11 protein-coding genes are annotated in these 17,548 nt (G+C 64.8%); 4 read left to right on the top strand and 7 right to left on the bottom strand.

All coding sequences use genetic code 11. The features are described from left to right. Positions 1-73: 73 nt before the first annotated feature. Entirely contained in the window at positions 74-994 is a 921-nt protein-coding gene (locus tag ACE10X_RS22315; RefSeq protein WP_375762852.1) for an alpha/beta fold hydrolase, read from the bottom strand. A 153-nt stretch (positions 995-1,147) separates the two neighbouring features. Between ACE10X_RS22315 and ACE10X_RS22310 the strand changes: the two genes are divergently transcribed. Next, positions 1,148-1,606: a helix-turn-helix domain-containing protein gene (locus ACE10X_RS22310; protein ID WP_028340657.1), complete on the top strand. Its 459-nt coding sequence runs from the start codon at positions 1,148-1,150 to the stop codon at positions 1,604-1,606. Between the two features lie 82 nt (positions 1,607-1,688). Continuing rightward, positions 1,689-1,856 carry a hypothetical protein gene (locus ACE10X_RS22305; RefSeq protein WP_016847764.1) on the top strand — a complete coding sequence of 56 codons (168 nt, stop codon included), beginning with the start codon at positions 1,689-1,691 and terminating at the stop codon, positions 1,854-1,856. 12 nt (positions 1,857-1,868) lie between these two features. Here ACE10X_RS22305 and ACE10X_RS22300 read toward each other — a convergent pair whose 3' ends face one another. Next, positions 1,869-2,687 carry an aminoglycoside phosphotransferase family protein gene (locus tag ACE10X_RS22300; protein WP_375762851.1) on the bottom strand — a complete coding sequence of 273 codons (819 nt, stop codon included), beginning with the start codon at positions 2,685-2,687 and terminating at the stop codon, positions 1,869-1,871. Positions 2,688-2,892: 205 nt separating this feature from the next. On the opposite strand from ACE10X_RS22300, the gene ACE10X_RS22295 reads away from it, so the two are divergent. Beyond that, positions 2,893-3,150: a hypothetical protein gene (locus tag ACE10X_RS22295; protein WP_028340659.1), complete on the top strand. Its 258-nt coding sequence runs from the start codon at positions 2,893-2,895 to the stop codon at positions 3,148-3,150. Positions 3,151-3,168: 18 nt separating this feature from the next. Here the strand turns inward: ACE10X_RS22295 and ACE10X_RS22290 are convergent, their stop codons facing one another. The 5 genes from ACE10X_RS22290 to ACE10X_RS22270 form a co-directional block, all read right to left on the bottom strand. Next, positions 3,169-4,512, bottom strand: coding sequence for a PQQ-dependent sugar dehydrogenase (locus tag ACE10X_RS22290; protein ID WP_375762850.1), 1,344 nt, complete (start codon positions 4,510-4,512; stop codon positions 3,169-3,171). An 80-nt stretch (positions 4,513-4,592) separates the two neighbouring features. Further along, positions 4,593-6,206: a DHA2 family efflux MFS transporter permease subunit gene (locus tag ACE10X_RS22285; protein WP_375762849.1), complete on the bottom strand. Its 1,614-nt coding sequence runs from the start codon at positions 6,204-6,206 to the stop codon at positions 4,593-4,595. Further along, positions 6,203-7,360, bottom strand: a complete 1,158-nt coding sequence (locus ACE10X_RS22280) for an HlyD family secretion protein (RefSeq protein WP_038386357.1) — start codon at positions 7,358-7,360, stop codon at positions 6,203-6,205. The genes ACE10X_RS22285 and ACE10X_RS22280 overlap by 4 nt, the downstream gene beginning before the upstream one ends. Positions 7,361-7,444: 84 nt before the next feature. Then, the gene (locus ACE10X_RS22275) at positions 7,445-8,938 is read right to left on the bottom strand and encodes a sensor histidine kinase (protein ID WP_038386370.1); all 1,494 of its coding nucleotides are present in this window, start codon (positions 8,936-8,938) and stop codon (positions 7,445-7,447) included. A gap of 16 nt (positions 8,939-8,954) precedes the next feature. After that, on the bottom strand, positions 8,955-15,245 hold the full coding sequence (locus tag ACE10X_RS22270; RefSeq protein WP_375762848.1) for a HAMP domain-containing protein: 6,291 nt from the start codon (positions 15,243-15,245) through the stop codon (positions 8,955-8,957). Positions 15,246-15,517: 272 nt separating this feature from the next. Here ACE10X_RS22270 and ACE10X_RS22265 point away from each other — a divergent pair, with 272 nt between their 5' ends. Then, positions 15,518-17,506 carry a PAS domain-containing sensor histidine kinase gene (locus ACE10X_RS22265; RefSeq protein WP_051003109.1) on the top strand — a complete coding sequence of 663 codons (1,989 nt, stop codon included), beginning with the start codon at positions 15,518-15,520 and terminating at the stop codon, positions 17,504-17,506. Positions 17,507-17,548: the final 42 nt, after the last annotated feature.

Here is a 17,548-nt window from a genome sequence, read left to right as displayed (position 1 = left end):
CTGGCACGTCCCACAATACAGGAGCGTCGCATGGTCAGTGCTGCCTGCCCGCGGCACGCGATCAGACGCGCAGTCACGTCTGCCGGATGAACTCCGCGATCAGGCCCGGGATTTCCTCAGGCGCATCCTCGAAACAGTAATGCCCGACACCGGCAAGGCGCCTGACCGGTGCCGTTGGGAAGATTGCGGAAAACAGCGGCAGGAAATGCTCCGCACGCAGCGTGCGGTCCGCCTCGCCCCAGATCGCGAGCGCAGGCTTGCTGCGAATCAAACGGTCGGCGGCGGGATCGGGCGTCTGGAATTGATGCGTGCCGGTCGCAAAGCCCTTGGCCCAGCCGATCGCACCGAGGCAGTCCGCCGGACGGGCGAAGTGCGCGCCGTAGGCGGCGAGCCAGGCGTCCGTGATGACGGCGTTGTTCTCGAATCCGTTGAGCTTCAGCGTGCTCAAAATGTTGAAGTCGAGCTGTCCGAGAACCGGCTCGAGGTCGCCGCTCGCCTCGGCCTTTGCGATCCATTGAAACCACGGCGAGGCCTGCGCGTTGGCGGCGACGCGATCGAACAGATCGCTCTGCCCGAACGGCGTTGGCCCATTGGCGGAAACGATGCGGCGGATCCGGTCCGGATGCCGGGCCGCTAGCCCCATGCCGACCGGGCCGCCGAAATCATGCATGACCAGCGTGATGTTGGTGAGATCGAGCGCGCGGACCAGCGCTTCGAGGTTGTCGACATGGTCCTGCAGCCAATAGCTGCGATGCGCCGGCGTCGCGCTCTTGCCAAAACCCATGTGATCCGGAACGACCACCCGGTGCGTCGCACTGAGGCCTGGCACCAGGTGGCGGAACAGATAGCCCCAGCTTGGTTCGCCGTGCAGGCAAAGCACCACCTCGCCGTCCCGCGGACCTTCGTCGACATAATGCATCTGGAAGCCCGGCGCCGCGCTGAAATGCGGCGAGAACGAAAAAGTGCCGTCGAACGTGGCGTCGGCTTGGATCACGGCTCTGACCTCGCATGGTTTCAATTTGAAACCAACGTGTAACGCTTGAGGTTTTAGTTTGCAACCAATATATCCACCGAACGATCCGGGTGGTTTTCCGGCCGCGCCACTGAGCGCCGATCACCCCCCAGGGAATGAGTATTGAGGATCACGATGGCCAAGCGAGTGAGCCACAGGGACTCGATGTGCGGCGTCGCCCGGCCGCTGGATGCGATCGGCGACTGGTGGTCGCTGCTGATTGTCCGCGATGCCTTCGACGGGCTGCGCCGCTTCGGCGAGTTTCAGAAGAGCCTCGGGCTTGCCAAGAACATCCTCTCGGCCCGGCTTCGCAATCTTCTGGCGCACGGCATCATGGAAACGGTGCCCGCAAGCGACGGCAGCCCCTACCAGGAATATGTGCTGACCGAAAAGGGACGCGGGCTCTTCCCTCTTCTCGTCGCGCTCCGCCAGTGGGGTGAGGACTTCTTCTTTGAACCCGACGAGGCGCATGTGCTCCTGGTCGACCGCAAGAACGGGCTGCCGGTGCGCCGGCTCGAGCTGCGCGCGCAAGACGGACGCGTCGTTGGCGCGGAAGACACGATGGTGCGGCTGCCGCCGGCCTCACCCGAGTGAGAAGTGCACGTGTCGCGCGCCATCAACTGCAACCGGATGTTAACGCTCCGTGCCGCAGCATCCGCGCGTGGAGGTTCGACCAATGCAAACATTCCGGATTTCGCTGAGCGATGGGACGCGGCAATTCCACACGGCGATTCAGGCGCCGGACCCCGCTTCCGCGCGCATCAAGGCCGCCTACTTCTTCGATATCTCGAAGTGGCGGATTTTGAGCGTGTCGCTGAGTGGAGCCAGCGCCGCGGCGGCGTAATCGCTGCGCGCTCTACGCCATCCGGTCGAGCTCCGCGGCGGCTAGCTGTGCGATCGTAAGGTCGATTTCGGCGAGTGGATCGCCGTCCCCCAGAAACCAGGCTGCCGACAAGCCGGTCCAGGCCACAATCCATGACAGCAGGCGCCGGCGATCGAGCCGCGCGGCTTCAACGACAATGTCGAGCCGCCGGGCAAAGCGTCCGGATTCGGTCGCGACCGGCCGCGTCGGATCCGCAAGATCCGGATTGGTGAAGATGTTGGCGAAGTCGAAGCCGCGCTCGCCGACAAGATGCTTCGGATCGATCGCAAGCCAGCCGCGCGTGCTGAAGTCGAGCACATTGTCATGGTGCAGGTCACCATGCAGGACCACGATCTCACGCTGATTGCCCAGCAGAGCTTCGGCAACTTCCGCCGATCGGTTCAGAATGCCGCCATGCGCCCTCGCCGCGGGCCACAACTCACGAAACCAGTGCGTCAGCGGCGTCAGATCCGGCCGCGGCTTCGCTCTCTCGGCGTGAAGCCGATCAGCCGTTGCACACAGAATCCTGCAGGCCTCGTCGTCCCGGCCGGTTCGCGCCATCTCGCTGAGCGAAGCCGAACCCATCGCCCTTTCGAGCAGAAGGGCGTCGCCGTCACGGGCAAGAACCCGCGCCGCACCTTCGCCGTCCCACCACTCCATCACGACGGCACCGAGGCGTTCGTCCGGCTCGTGCGAGAGCTTGAGGATGGCCGGCTCGCCATGCCGGCGCACCGGCAGCAACCGTGCGGCGTGCGTCACGATCGGGTCGCCGTCGGGGACAAGACTCCAGGCCGAGAGATAGGGAGCGAACATTTGGGTGGACTGACCGGGGACGAAGAAGCGAGCCTCGTTTTTCTAATCATTGCTTCCGCGCGCTGCCACGCCGGTTCCCTGCGGCGCATCGTGGCAGGGCCACGCGAACCGGTTCCCCGCCCGCTGCCCTGCCCACGTTAGCTGATGACAGCCCCCACCCATCTCGCGCTACAATGTCGCAGCCGGTGCTACGGAGGGTGTGGCGATGCCGCGAAAGGGAATTACCGGACACGACGAATGGGTGGTCACGGAGGCCCTGGCCACAGCGCTGGTGGCGCTCGAACAGTTGCCGTCAAAGCATCAGCCCCGCGCGCATATGGAGGACGTCCGAAAGATCCTGACCGCCAGATGTGAGGCCGGCGCCGTCACGCTGCATCTTGCGCAGGCCAAGTGCCGGTTGTTTCCCGACACCGATCCCCTGACCATCTACGAGGAATATGGACTCAAGGACGGGCTCGGCTAGCGCGCGCCGCCTGGAGTATTAGTCGCGGCTGACGCGCCAGATCGTGCCGTTGCCGTCTTCGGAGACCAGCAGCGCGCCGTCGCGCGCGACAGTCACACCGACCGGACGGCCCCAGACCTCATTGTCGCCGATGACGAAGCCGGTGACGAAATCCTCGTACTCGCCGGTCGGCACGCCATCCTTCAGCCTGATGCGAATGACCTTGTAGCCGGTGCGCTTCGACCGATTCCACGAGCCGTGTTCGGCGGCAAACGCATCGCCGCGATATTCCGGCGGAAAACTGCTGCCGGTGTAGAAGGTCAGGCCAAGCGACGCCGAGTGGGCCTGCAACAGCACGTCGGGGACCGTCACCTTGTCCTTCAGGTCGGGCCGCGCGCCGGCATGCGCGGGGTCTTCGTTGCCGCCGATGTAGTACCAGGGCCAGCCGTAGAACGCGCCTTCGCGGACCCGTGTCACATAGTCGGGCACAAGGTTGTCGCCGCGGCCATCGCGCTCGTTGGTCGAACACCACGGCGTACCGCTTCCGGGCTGGATCGCAAGTCCGACACAGTTGCGGATCCCCGTGGCAAACAGCTTCCGGTTCTTGCCATCAGGATCGAAGGCGAGCACGGCGGCGCGGTCGGTCTCGTCGCCCCAGGCAGCGCCGAGCGCATGGTCGCGGCTCCAGGCCTCGATCCCTTTCGGCGGGCGGCCCAGCCCCTCGCCTGCGTTGCCGGCGGAGCCGACCGATACCAGCATCCGCTTGTCGTCCGGCGTGAACACGATATCACGCGTGGAATGGGCGTAGCCGGGCGGCAGCCGGGCGACGATCGTCTCGGGCTTTCCCGACGCCTTGAGATCGCCGTTACGGTAGGCAAAGCGCACGACGCTGTCGGTGTTGGCGACATAGAGCCATTGCGGATTGTCACCGCTCGGAAAGAACGCGATGCCGAACGGCTGGTTCAAGCCGGTTGCGTAGACTTCATTGGTCGCAGGCTTGGTGGCGCCGTCGGCGCTGCGCAGGATACGAATGCGGCCCGAGCCGGTTTCCACGACGAAGATATCGCCATTGGGCGCGGTCCGGATGATCCGCGGGCCGCTGAGCCCGCTCGCAAACAGTTCGACCTTGAACCCTGCCGGCACCTGCGGCATGGCCGATGCAGGTCTCGGCATGACGCGCGGAAACTTGCTGCTCGACGCCGTTGCCCCGGGCTTGGGTAAGTCCTGCGGCGTGATCAGGCGCACCGTGCCCGGCTTGTCGCGTTGCCAGTCGCCGAAGGCTTCCGTACCTTTCAGCACGGGCTCGGCGCCCGATTGCGTGATGCTGATCGCCGCGAGGAAGACGACCGACAGACCCGCACCGGCAAGACTCGTCCTGGGCATATGCTCCTCGCGCGATTTCCCTTCGGTCACGCCGTTCATAGCGCGGTTCGGCCGCTCCCGCGTTCACAATGTCGTCTGCTTTAATGTCCCTTGGGCGGCGCCGTCAGATCGACCGGTTTGATGATCAGCGCCAGCGGGATCATCACGAGGCCGATAATCGAGAGCATCCAGAACACGTCGATATAGGCGAGCAGGTCGACCTGCCGCTGCAAGGTTTGGCCGACCCAGGCGACCGCCTGGGACGCGGCGTCCGATGCATTCGACCCCTGGGCCTGAAAGAAGCGCGTCATCGTGTCGATGGTCTGCTGATACCCGAGATCGGACGGCGCGGCATGCTCGATCAGCCGGCTCTGGTGGAATTGCTGGCGCTGCGCCAGTGCCGTCTGGGCGAGTGCGACGCCCATCGACCCGCCGATATTGCGCGCGACGTTGATCAGTGCCGAGGCCTGATTGGTCTTGTCCGGCGGCACACCGTCATAGGACGCCGTCGTGACGGGGAGAAAAAGGAACGGAAGCCCGGCGGAGAGGAAGATGCGCGCGAGCGCGGCGTAGCCATAGGTGATGTCGCCGTTCAATCCCGTCAGGTGCCACATCGAGAATGCGACGATGCAGCCGCCGATCGCGATCAGATATTTCGGCTGGACGCGGCTGACGAGGTTGCCGACCACCGGCATCAAGATCAGCGTGACGATGCCGCCGGGCGACAGTGCGAGCCCTGCAAGCAGCGCAGTATAGTTCAGCTCGGTCTGCAACAGCTGCGGCAGGAGCTGCGTCGACGAGATCAGCACCGCGCCGGTGCACAGCATCACCAGGAAGCACGATCCGAACTGGCGGCGTCCCAGCAGGCGGAGATCGACGATCGGGTCCTTGCGCGTCAACTCCCAGGGGACCAGCGCGATCAGGCAAATCGCCGAGGCCAGCGCGAAGCCGACGATCATATTGGACCCGAACCAGTCCTTGCGCTGGCCTTCGTCGAGCACGAATTCGAGCGAACCGAGCCCGATCGCGACCAGCACGAAGCCGATGTAGTCGACGCGCAGGCCGTCCTTGAGGAGTTGCCTGCGCTCCTGCTCGGCGCCGGACGGCTCCTTAACCAGCGTCCCGACCAGGAACAGCGAGAGCAAGCCCATCGGCACGTTGATCAGAAAGATCCAGTGCCAGCTATAGGTATCGGTGATCCAGCCGCCGAGCGTCGGCCCAATCACGGGAGCAACCACCACCGCGACGCCGTAGATCGCGAACGCCTGGCCACGCTTGGCCGGCGGAAAGGAGTCGGCGAGGATCGCCTGCTCGCTCGTCGCCATCCCGCCGCCGCCAAGGCCCTGGATGATCCGGAACAGAACCAGCGCTTCCAGGCTCCAGGCAAGCCCGCACAACAGGGATGCGAATGCAAAGGTGCCGACGCAGATCATGTAGAAGCGCTTGCGGCCGATCACGGTCGAGAGCCAGCCCGAGATCGACAGCACGATCGCGTTGGCGACCAGATAGCTGGTGATGACATAGGTGCTCTCGTCGATGCCGACCGCCAGGCCGCCCGCGATATGGCGCAAGGCCACATTGGCGATCGTGGTGTCCAGCACCTCCATGAACGTCGCGATCGAGACGACGAAGGCGATCAGATAGGGATTATGTCCGCCGGCAGCCGAACGCTCCGGCGACCAGGCCGCGCCGCCGCCTGCCGCAACGTCGCTCACCGCACCCTGGTCCAGGGCACGACCGACATGCCCGGCCCGATCGGAACGTCATTCGGCCAATTGTCGATCACGATCTTCACGGGAACGCGCTGCACGACCTTGACGAAATTGCCGGTCGCGTTCTCCGCCGGCAGCAGGCTGAACGCAGTGCCCGAGCCCGGCTGAACCGACGCCACGCGGCCGGTGAGCTTGCGCCCCGGATACGCGTCGATCCTGATCTCGACCGGCTGGCCGGGGCGCATGTCCGTCAGCTGCGTTTCCTTGTAGTTGGCGGTGATCCAGACCTCGTCAGGAACGAACATCATGACGCTCTGGGCCGGCGCCACATAAGTGCCGACCGCGCCGCTCAGCTTGACGACGCGTCCGGATTGCGCCGCGACGATGCTTGTATATTGCAGGTTCAGTTTGGCCTGATCGAGCTGTGCCTGCGCCTGCTCCAGCGATGCCTGGCTGCTCTTGAGCTGAGCCTCGAGCGTCTTGACGCCAAGCTCGGCCGCGGTCACTGCCGTCCTGGCGCGGCTGGCATTGGCCTGCTGGGCATCGAGATCCGAGCGGGTCTGCTGCTGCCGCTGCACCGTGCCCGCGCCCTTCTCGACGAGGTTCTGGGCGCGCTCCGCCTCTTCCCGCGCGAACTTCAATTGCGCCTCGGCCTGCTGCTGCTGCGCCTTGGCTTCCTTGATCTGCTCCTGCTGGCTGTCGATCTGGGCCTCGACATTGGTGATATTGGCCTCTGCGACCGCGACCTGCGCGCTGGCCTGATCGACGGCGATCCTGTAGTCGCGCTCGTCGATCCTCGCGAGGAGATCGCCGGCATTGACGTGCTGGTTGTCGGTGACGGGGACCTCGACGACGTAGCCGCCGACCTTTGCCGCCACCGCAAAGCTGCGTGCGGCCACGAACGCGTCATCGGTCGATTCATAATGACGGACGTCGAGCCAATAGCTCACGCCACCGATGATCGCGAGCAGGAGCAGACAGGCGCCGACTGTGGCAAGCAGCCAGTGCTCGCGCAGCCGATCACGCATCGATGGCTTGCGCCCGGTCTCCTGCTGCGGCGAGGATTCGCGGTCGGGTCGCGTTTCTTGCTCGGGATTGCGCTCAGGCTGCCGCGGCTTCTCCGCGGACAGCCCGCGCTCACGGGTTTGGGCATCCACGGCAGCACCTCAAGCCACGAACGGAGCGGTCAGGCTTCGTTAACCGCAGCGTCCGGCGCTTGGTTCCTGTTCGGCCGGGAGGCGCTACACGGCTCTGGAACTGACCAGGGGCTTGCGCTGGGCTGCCGACGGTTCACGGAACGCCGGCGTGTCTCCAACAAGCGGCTTGAGAGGAACCGTGAGGCGGCAGATCAAGCCCTCGGCGCGCCAATCGAAGTCGGCCCGTCCGCCGAGCTGGGTCTCGATGCTGGCGATCACGCTTCTGGTGCCGAAACCCTTCTGCTTCGGCTTGGTCACGGGAGGTCCGCCGGATTCCACCCAGGCCAGGATCAGCGTGTCGTCCGCCACTTCCCAGGTGATTGCGAGCCGGCCTGGCAATACCGACAGGCTGCCATATTTGGCGGAGTTGGTGACGAGCTCATGCAGCGCCAGTGCCAGCGTCTGCGCGGTCGCGGGCTGCAACTGCACCTCCGCGCCGTCGATCTGGATCTGCCCGGCCTCCGAATACGGCGCGATCTCCTCGGTGACCAGCCGCCGGATTTCAGCGCCCTGCCAGCTCGACAGCGACAGCACGGTGTGAACCCGCGCCAGCGCCGTGATGCGGCCCTCGACCGCCCGCACATAGGCGGTCACGTTCTGCGCGCGCGTCAGCCGCACGATCGACTGCGCCAGCGCCAGCGCGTTCTTGGCGCGATGATCGACCTCGCGGGTCAACAGGCTCTGCCGCTCCTCGGCCTTCTTGCGATCGGTGATGTCGACGGTGACGCCGCTCACCCGTACCACCTTGCCGTTGCGGTCGCTGGTGGCCGCGGCCGTGCCGACGCACCAGCGCACCTCGCCGTCCGGCCGCATGACGCGGAATTCGGTTTCGTAGGACGTCTGGCCCTTGCCGAAGCCAGTCCAGGCTTGCCGGAGGTGTTCGACATCGTCGGGATGAAACAGCGCCTGTATATTGTCGGACGTGAGCTTGAAGGACTTCGGGTCGACGCCGAAGATCTTGTATTGCCCCTCGTCCCACATCCAGTCGCCGTTGACCCAATCCCAGTCCCACGAGCCCATCTTGCCGGCGGCGATCGCCATGCTGCGGCGCGCCTCGCTCTCGACCAGCCGCGTGGTCGATTGCTCGAGCTCGGCGGTGCGTGCGCGCACGCGGTCCTCGAGCTCCGCGTTGAGGCGTTCGAGCTGCCGTGTCTTGCGGTAGAGCTCGGCGAACACGCGGATCTTTGCCCGCAGCACCTCGGGCACGACAGGCACCGGCACGTAATCGACCGCACCCATCTCGTAGCCGCGAAGCCGGTCGATATCGCTGACCTGGATTGCCGAGATGAAGATCATCGCGGTCTTCTGGAAGCGCGGATGTTCGCGAATCATCGCCGCGAGCTCGAAGCCGTCGAGCTCGGGCATGCAGACGTCGACCAGGATGACCGCGACTTCGTTCTTGAGCAGGAATTCCAGCGCCTCGCGGCCCGACGACGCGGCGACCAGCGTCTCGCCTAGCTCCTTCAGGATGACCTCATAGGCCAGCAGCTTCGCCGGCTGATCATCGACCAGAAGGATGTTTACCTTTTCGTGGTCCATCATGTTCGATCGCCGATCAGCGGTGCAGCCACATGCGGATCGCCAGCAGCAGTTGCTCGGTGTTCACGGGTTTCGCCAGATAGTCGGACGCGCCTGCCTCCAGGCATTTCTCTCGATCGCCTTTCATCGCCTTCGCGGTCAGCGCGATGATCGGCAGCCGCGCGAAGGCGGAGTTTTGCCGGATGGCGCCGATGGTCTGGTAACCGTCCATCTGCGGCATCATGATGTCCATCAGCACGATCGCAATCTTGGGATTGGATTCGACCAGCGAGATGGCCTCGTGACCGGTCGTCGCAGTCAACACCTTCATACCTCGCCGCTCCAACACGCTCGAGAGCGCGAAGATGTTGCGGGCATCGTCGTCGACCAGCAGCGCGGTCTTGCCAATAAGATCCTCGTCGGAACTATTGAGCTTCTCCAGCATCCTCTGTTTTTCGACGGGCAATTCCGTGATCACACGGTGCAGGAACAGTGACGTTTCATCGAGCAGACGCTCCGGCGATTCCACGCCCTTGACGACGATGCTGCGCGCCATCGTATGCAGTTCCGCGTCTTCCTCCGCTGAAAGTTCCCGGCCCGTAAACACGACAACGGGAATATTGGAGAGCGTCTCGTCCTTGCGGATATGATCCAGCACTTCGAAACCGCTCATGTCGGGCAGGCGCAAGTCGAGCACGACGCAGTCGCACGGATTTTCGCGCATCGTTGAGAGCGCCCCTGCCCCGGTGCCGGTGGTCACGATCTCGATATCCTCGTGCCCGAGCAGTTCGGTAATGCTAAGCTGCTCCGCCGCATTGTCCTCCACGATCAGCAGGCGCTTGCGGCGCGGTCTGGCGTATTCCTTGATCTGCGACAGCGCCGCGCTGACGCCTTCCGTTGTCGTCGGCTTGTTGACGAAGGAGAAGGCGCCGCGCGCCAGCGCGTGCTGGCGGTCCTCGTCGAGCGTGATGATCTGAACCGGGATGTGACGGGTCAGCGGATTGTGCTTGAGCTGGCTCAGCACCGTCCAGCCCAGCATGTCGGGCAGGAAGACGTCGAGCGACACTGCGCTCGGCTGGAACTGCTTGGCCAGGTCCAGCGCTTCGGCGCCGCGGCTTGCGACCAGCACCTTGAAGCCCTTGTCGCGCGCCAGATCGATCAGCACCCGCGCGTAATGCGGATCGTCCTCGACGATCAGCAGGATGGTGTCGCCGGGCTCGAGATTGAGCCGGTCGTCCGGAAGCTGTTCGATCACACGGTCCTGCGCGCCGGACGCCTGCAGCGCCGGCGCCGGCGCGTGCGGCATCGGGAACGGCTGGGCCTGCTGACGCAGCGCCACCGACGGTCCGGCATATTTCAGCGGCAGATAGAGCGTGAAGGTCGAGCCCTTGCCCGGCGCGCTGCGCAGATGAATCTCGCCGCCGAGCAGACCCGCGAGCTCACGGCTGATCGCCAGTCCAAGACCGGTGCCGCCATATTTGCGGCTGGTGCCGGCGTCGGCTTGCTGGAACGCCTCGAAGATCAGCTTCTGCTTGTCTTGTGGAATGCCGATGCCGGTATCCGACACCTCGAACGCAACGACCGCAGGCGCCGCATTGAGGATCGGATGCTCCACACTCCAGCCGCCGAGCGCGGCCGACACGGTCAGGCTGACGCCGCCTTCCGCAGTGAACTTGAACGCATTCGACAACAGGTTCTTGAGCACCTGCTGCAGCCGCTTGGAGTCGGTAACCATGCTGCGTGCAAGATTGGCGTCGACATCGATGCTGAACGAGAGATGCCGGTTCTCCGCCTCGTGCCGGAACGGCCGTCCGACGGTCTCGAGCAGGCTCGATGTCAGGATTTCCTCGGCGTCGACCGTCACCGTGCCGGACTCGATCTTGGAGAGATCGAGGATGTCGCTGATCAGGTTCAACAAGTCGGTGCCGGCACCGTGAATGGTGCGGGCGAACTCGACCTGCTTGCCGGTCAGATTGCCGTCGGGATTTTCGGTGAGCTGCTGGCCCAGGATCAGGATCGAGTTCAGCGGCGTCCGCAACTCGTGCGACATGTTGGCAAGGAATTCGGATTTGTACTTCGAAGTCAGCGACAGCTCGGTCGCCTTCTCTTCCAGCGCGCGCCGCGCCTGCTCGATTTCCTGGTTCTTGCGCTCGACGTCGACGTTGCGTTCGGCAAGCTGCTGGGCCTTCTGCTCCAGCTGATCGTTGGTCTGCTGCAATTCCTTCTGCTGGGTCTGCAGCTCGCCGGCGAGCTGTTGCGACTGCTTGAGCAGCGCCTCGGTCTGCATCGTCGCCTCGATGCTGTTGAGCACGATGCCGATGCTGTCGGTCAACTGTTCGAGGAAGGTGATCTGCGAGGTCGTGAACGAGGCGATCGAGGACAGCTCGATCACCGCCTTGACCTGGTTCTCGAACTGCACCGGAAACACGACGAGGTTCTTCGGCATGATCCGCATCAAGGCCGAATTGATCGGCACCGCATCGCCGGGAATCTCGGAGACGAGGCGCTGGCGCTTGTCGAGCGCGCATTGGCCGATCAATCCCTCGCCGAACTGGACGATCTGCGGATGTGGATTGCTGCTGTCGCTGGCATAGGCCGACAAGAGGCGCAACTGCGCATTCTCGGGATTGTCGACCTGGTAGATCACGCCCATATGCGCGTTGATCAGCGGCGCAAGCTCGGTCAGCAGCAGCCGGCCGACGGTCGCGAGATCGCGCTGGCCCTGCAGCATGTTGGTGAAGCGCGCCAGATTAGTCTTCAGCCAGTCCTGCTCGGTGTTGCGCTCCGTCGTGAGACGGAGGTTGCCGATCATCGTGTTGATGTTGTCCTTCAGCTCCGCGACTTCGCCGCGGACGTCGACCTGGATCGAGCGCGTCAGGTCGCCCTTGGTCACGGCGGTCGCGACTTCCGCGATCGCGCGCACCTGCGAGGTCAGGTTAGCCGCGAGCAGGTTGACGTTGCCGGTGAGATCCTTCCAGGTGCCGGCCGCGCCGGGCACGTTGGCCTGACCGCCGAGCCGTCCCTCGACGCCGACCTCTCGCGCCACGCTGGTGACCTGTTCGGCGAAGGTCGCAAGCGTCTCGGTCATGTTGTTGATGGTGTCGGCGAGCGCGGCCACCTCGCCTTTCGACTTCACCGTCAGGTTCTGCTTCAGATCGCCGTTGGCGACCGCGGTCACCACCTTGACGATGCCGCGCACCTGCTCGGTCAGGTTGACCGCCATGACGTTGACGGTGTCGGTGAGGTCCTTCCAGGTGCCGGCAACGCCACGCACCTCGGCCTGGCCGCCGAGCTTGCCTTCGGTGCCGACCTCGCGCGCCACGCGCGTCACCTCGCCGGCGAAGGCGTTGAGCTGGTCGACCATGGTGTTGATGGTGTTCTTGAGCTCGAGGATTTCGCCCTTCACGTCGACCGTGATCTTGCGCGAGAGGTCGCCGCGCGCCACCGCGGTGGTGACTTCGGCGATGTTGCGCACCTGGGTGGTCAGGTTCGCGGCCAGCAGATTAACGTTGTCGGTGAGGTCCTTCCAGGTGCCGCCGACGCCGGGCACCACGGCCTGGCCGCCGAGCCGTCCCTCGGTGCCGACCTCGCGCGCCACGCGCGTCACTTCGGCGGCGAACGAGCGCAGCTGCTCGACCATCGTGTTCAGGGTGTCCTTGAGCAGCAGGATCTCGCCGCGCACGTCCACGGTGATCTTCTTCGACAGATCGCCGCCGGCGATCGCGCTCGCGACCTCGGCGATGTTGCGGACCTGCGCGGTCAGGTTCGACGCCATGAAGTTGACGTTGTCGGTCAAATCCTTCCAGGTGCCGGCGACGCCGGGCACCTCGGCTTGGCCGCCGAGCTTGCCCTCGGTGCCGACCTCGCGCGCCACGCGCGTCACCTCGCCCGCAAACGCATTGAGCTGGTCCACCATCGTGTTGATGGTGTTCTTGAGCTCGAGGATTTCGCCCTTCACGTCGACCGTGATCTTGCGCGACAGGTCGCCGCGCGCCACGGCGGTGGTCACCTCGGCGATGTTGCGGACCTGCGCGGTCAGGTTGCCGGCCATCGAGTTGACGTTGTCGGTCAAATCTTTCCAGGTGCCGGCGACGCCGGGCACGTTGGCCTGGCCGCCGAGGCTGCCGTCGGTGCCGACCTCGCGCGCCACGCGCGTCACCTCGCCCGCGAAGCGATTGAGCTGGTCGACCATCGTGTTCAGCGTTTGCTTCAGCTGAAGGATCTCGCCGCGCACGTCGACCGTGATCTTGCGCGACAGGTCGCCGCCGGCGATCGCGGTCGCGACTTCGGCGATGTTACGGACCTGCGCCGTGAGATTGCCGGCCATCGAGTTGACGCTGTCCGTCAGGTCCTTCCAGGTGCCGGCGACGCCGGGCACCTCGGCCTGGCCGCCGAGCTTGCCGTCGGTACCGACCTCGCGCGCCACGCGCGTCACCTCGCCGGCGAAGGCGTTGAGCTGGTCCACCATCGTATTCAGCGTTTCCTTCAGCTGAAGGATTTCGCCCGACACGTTCACCGTGATCTTCTTCGACAGGTCGCCCTTCGCCACCGCGGTCGCGACCTCGGCGATGTTGCGGACCTGCGCGGTCAGGTTCGAGGCCATCGAGTTGACGCTGTCGGTCAGGTCCTTCCAGGTGCCGGCGACGCCGCGCACCTCGGCCTGGCCGCCGAGCTTGCCTTCGGTGCCGACCTCGCGCGCCACGCGCGTCACCTCGCCAGCAAAGGCGTTGAGCTGATCCACCATCGTGTTGATGGTGTCCTTCAGCTCGAGGATTTCGCCGCGCACGTCCACCGTGATCTTCTTGGAGAGGTCGCCGCCCGCGACCGCCGTCGTCACGGCGGCGATGTTGCGGACCTGCGCGGTCAGGTTCGACGCCATGAAGTTGACGTTGTCGGTCAGATCCTTCCAGGTGCCGGCGACGCCGAGCACATTGGCCTGGCCGCCGAGCTTGCCTTCGGTGCCGACCTCGCGCGCCACGCGCGTCACTTCCGACGCGAAGGCGTTGAGCTGATCGACCATGGTGTTGAGCGTTTCCTTCAGCTGAAGGATCTCGCCCGACACGTTGACCGTGATCTTCTTCGAGAGGTCGCCGCCGGCGATCGCGGTCGCGACGTCGGCGATGTTGCGGACCTGCGCGGTCAGGTTCGACGCCATGAAGTTGACGTTGTCGGTCAGGTCCTTCCAGGTGCCGGCAACGCCGGGCACCTGGGCCTGGCCGCCGAGCTTGCCTTCGGTGCCGACCTCGCGCGCCACGCGCGTCACTTCCGACGCGAACGAGTTGAGCTGGTCCACCATCGTGTTGATGGTGTCCTTCAGCTCCAGAATCTCGCCGCTGACGTCGACCGTGATCTTGCGTGACAGGTCGCCGCGCGCCACGGCCGTGGTCACGTTGGCGATGTTGCGGACCTGGGCGGTCAGGTTGCCGCACATCGCGTTCACCGAGTCGGTGAGGTCCTTCCAGGTACCGGCGACGCCGGGCACGATCGCCTGGCCACCGAGCTTGCCGTCGGTGCCGACCTCGCGCGCCACGCGCGTCACTTCCGACGCGAACGAACGCAGCTGATCGACCATCGTGTTGATGGCTTCCTTCAGCTGCAGGATCTCGCCGCGAACGTCGACCGTGATCTTCTTGGACAGGTCGCCGTTGGCGACCGCGATCGTCACCTCGGCGATGTTGCGGACCTGGCCGGTCAGGTTGTTGGCCATCGAGTTGACGCTCTCGGTCAGGTCCTTCCAGACGCCGGTCACTTCCGGCACCTGGGCCTGGCCGCCGAGCTTGCCCTCGGTGCCGACTTCGCGCGCCACGCGCGTGACCTCCGAGGTGAACACCGAGAGCTGCTTGATCATCGTGTTGACGATATTCGCCGACTGCAGGAATTCGCCGCGCAGCGGCCGGCCCTCGACGTCGAGCTGCACGGTCTGCAGCAGGTCGCCCTGCGCCACCGCGGCGACCGCGCGGGTGACCTCGCGGGTCGGCCACAGCAGATCGTCGATCAGGGTATTGACCGAGCTCTCCATATCGGCCCAGGCGCCGCTGGCGAGGCCGAAATTGACGCGCTGGCGGGTCTGTCCCTCGCGGCCGACGACCTGGCCGACGCGCGCCAATTGCTGCGCCATGCGCTCGTTGGCGGCTGCGATTTCGTTGAAGGCGTCCGCGATCTTGCCGTCGATGCCGAGATAGTCGCCACGCATCCGGACCGAGAAGTCGCCGGCGCGCATCGCCTGCAGCGACTGCAGCAGATCGTGCGAGGAATCGAGGCTTCCGTTTGATGGTTGGCTGCGGCGTGTATCAGCACGGGGACGAGGCGGCGAACCGAGATCGGTCATGTAATTTCCCCTACGCGCTGGCCGCGAATCCAGAGACTCGGCAATGCCAGTGTGACTATAAGAATGACTGCCCTTGATCTATTCAAGCGGGAAAACGCCAAAACCGCAATTTGTGACGCAAACCGAGTACCTTAATCGCAACTGGAACCAAAAGTTCCGGCCGTTGGCCGAACTTTTCCGACGAACGACGTAAGCGGCCTAATCGCCCGGTCCTCGTGTTCGCATGGAACGTTGCCCTCCCCCGCGCGTTTCGGGCGGGGGCAGGATCGGTGATGGTTAAGAAATCAGAACAGTTCGAACGCGGTATTGTTGCGAGCCGGCGCAATTTTCGGCCGGCGGCTGGCGGCGTGGTCGACTACGCGATTTGCATGCTCGCCCCCGATGGCCGGGTCATCAACTGGAACAAGGGCGCTGAGCGCATCACCGGCTATCCGGCCAAGGCGATCCTCGGCAAGCACTTCTCGATCTTCTATCCTGCCGAAGACCGCGCATCCGGCGTTCCGGCGAAAGCGCTGCAGATGGCGCGGAAGGAAAAGCACTCAGCGGCCGAAGGCTGGTGTCTTCGCAAGGACGGATCGCAATTCTACGCCGCTGTGGTCATCGATCCGATCCATGAGAAGCGCAAGCTCGTCGGCTATGTGATGGTCATCCGCGACATCGCCGAGCGGCATCAGGCGCGCGAGGACCTCGAGGCCAGCGAAAGCCAGTTCCGTCTGCTGGTGAGCAATGTCACCGACTATGCGCTCTATATGCTGACGCCGGCCGGCATCATTGCCAATTGGAACGCCGGCGGCGAGCGCATCAAGGGCTATTCGCCCGGCGAAATCATCGGCCAGAGCTTCTCGCGGTTCTATACGCCGGCCGACCGGGCCGCCGGCAAGCCGGCCCGCGCGCTCAAGATCGCGGAAGAGACCGGGCACTATGAGGAGGAAGGCTGGCGGGTCCGCAAGGACGGTTCGTTCTTCTGGGCGAGCGTCGTGATCGATCCGATCCGCGATACCGACGGCTGCCTGGTCGGCTTCGCCAAGATCACGCGGGATATTTCCGAGCGGCGCGACGCGCAGCAGAAGCTCGAACAGGTGCAGCGTCAGCTTGCGGAATCGCAAAAGATGGATGCGATCGGCCAATTAACCGGCGGCGTCGCGCACGACTTCAACAACCTGCTGATGATCATCTCCGGCAATCTGCACCGGATCAAGCGTGAGGTAACGAGCGAGCGGAGCAAGCTTGCACTCAGTGCGATCGAAACCGCATCCGAGCGTGCCGCATCCCTGACCAGGCAGCTCCTCACCTTCGCGCGTCGGCAGAGCGTCAATCCGCAGACCATCAATGTCGCTGACAGGATCGCCGCGGTACGCGAGGTCCTGACCAGCGCGCTTGGCGGCGCGATCAAGCTGAACATGGAGATCAGAGCGGATCTCTGGCCGATTTTCGTCGATCCGACCGAATTCGAGACCGCGCTGATCAACCTCGTGGTCAATGCGCGGGATGCGATGGCCGGCGGCGGCACGCTGACCATCGCGGCGCGCAATGTCCCGGAAGCCGCCCAGGTGGTCGTCAGCGTTACCGACACCGGCGAAGGCATTCCTGACGATGTCATGAACAGAGTCTTTGATCCCTTCTTCACCACCAAGCCGGTCGGCAAAGGGACTGGCCTTGGGTTGTCCCAGGTTCACGGTTTCGCGCACCAGGCGGATGGCCGGGTCGAGATTACAAGCGCGCTCGGCAAGGGCACGACGGTCAGCATCTACCTGCCGCAGGGGACCGCGGCCGCAAAGCGCACGGCTACGGGGCGCAGCGTGCCCGGCTCGGCCACGATCCTGCTGATCGAGGACAATCCCGCCGTCGCCGATGCGAGCACGGGCCTGCTCGAACAGCTCGGTTACACGGTGCACTGGGCGTCGAACGCAGAGGCCGCCTTGTCGGAAATCGACACCAACGGGATCGACGTGGTGTTCAGCGACATCGTCATGCCCGGCAGGATCGACGGACTGAAGCTGGCGCGCACGATCCGCGACAGGAAGCCCGAACTGCCGATCCTGCTGACGACAGGCTACAGCGAGAGCGCGCGCGACGTGAGGTCCGACTTTCCGGTGCTGCGCAAGCCGTACCACATCCACGACCTTAGCCGCGAACTCGCGAAGTTGACGGGGCACGGGGTCGATAACGCGGCGGGCAGCCCGTCCGCCGACGCTTCGGGCGAGTTCGATGCCATCGCGCGTGACGTCGCGGCCAGGCCAAAGGCGAAAGCCCGCTCCTAGTTCGAAGTGGAAAGGCTAGCGTTCCGCCGGCCAGCTTCGCCG

The organism is Bradyrhizobium sp. Pha-3, from assembly GCF_042258325.1.
GTDB classification, from domain to species: Bacteria; Pseudomonadota; Alphaproteobacteria; order Rhizobiales; family Xanthobacteraceae; genus Bradyrhizobium; species Bradyrhizobium elkanii.
Note: the sequence above shows the minus strand (reverse complement) of the source record. Positions and strands in the feature narration are given on the sequence as shown.

Coding starts and splice junctions, on each gene's coding strand:
- ACE10X_RS22310 (WP_028340657.1), top strand. CDS start 1,148: ATGGCCAAGCGAGTGAGCCACAGGGACTCGATGTGCGGCGTCGCCCGG.
- ACE10X_RS22305 (WP_016847764.1), top strand. CDS start 1,689: ATGCAAACATTCCGGATTTCGCTGAGCGATGGGACGCGGCAATTCCAC.
- ACE10X_RS22300 (WP_375762851.1), bottom strand. CDS start 2,687: ATGTTCGCTCCCTATCTCTCGGCCTGGAGTCTTGTCCCCGACGGCGAC.
- ACE10X_RS22295 (WP_028340659.1), top strand. CDS start 2,893: ATGCCGCGAAAGGGAATTACCGGACACGACGAATGGGTGGTCACGGAG.
- ACE10X_RS22290 (WP_375762850.1), bottom strand. CDS start 4,512: ATGCCCAGGACGAGTCTTGCCGGTGCGGGTCTGTCGGTCGTCTTCCTC.
- ACE10X_RS22275 (WP_038386370.1), bottom strand. CDS start 8,938: ATGGACCACGAAAAGGTAAACATCCTTCTGGTCGATGATCAGCCGGCG.
- ACE10X_RS22270 (WP_375762848.1), bottom strand. CDS start 15,245: ATGACCGATCTCGGTTCGCCGCCTCGTCCCCGTGCTGATACACGCCGC.
- ACE10X_RS22265 (WP_051003109.1), top strand. CDS start 15,518: ATGGTTAAGAAATCAGAACAGTTCGAACGCGGTATTGTTGCGAGCCGG.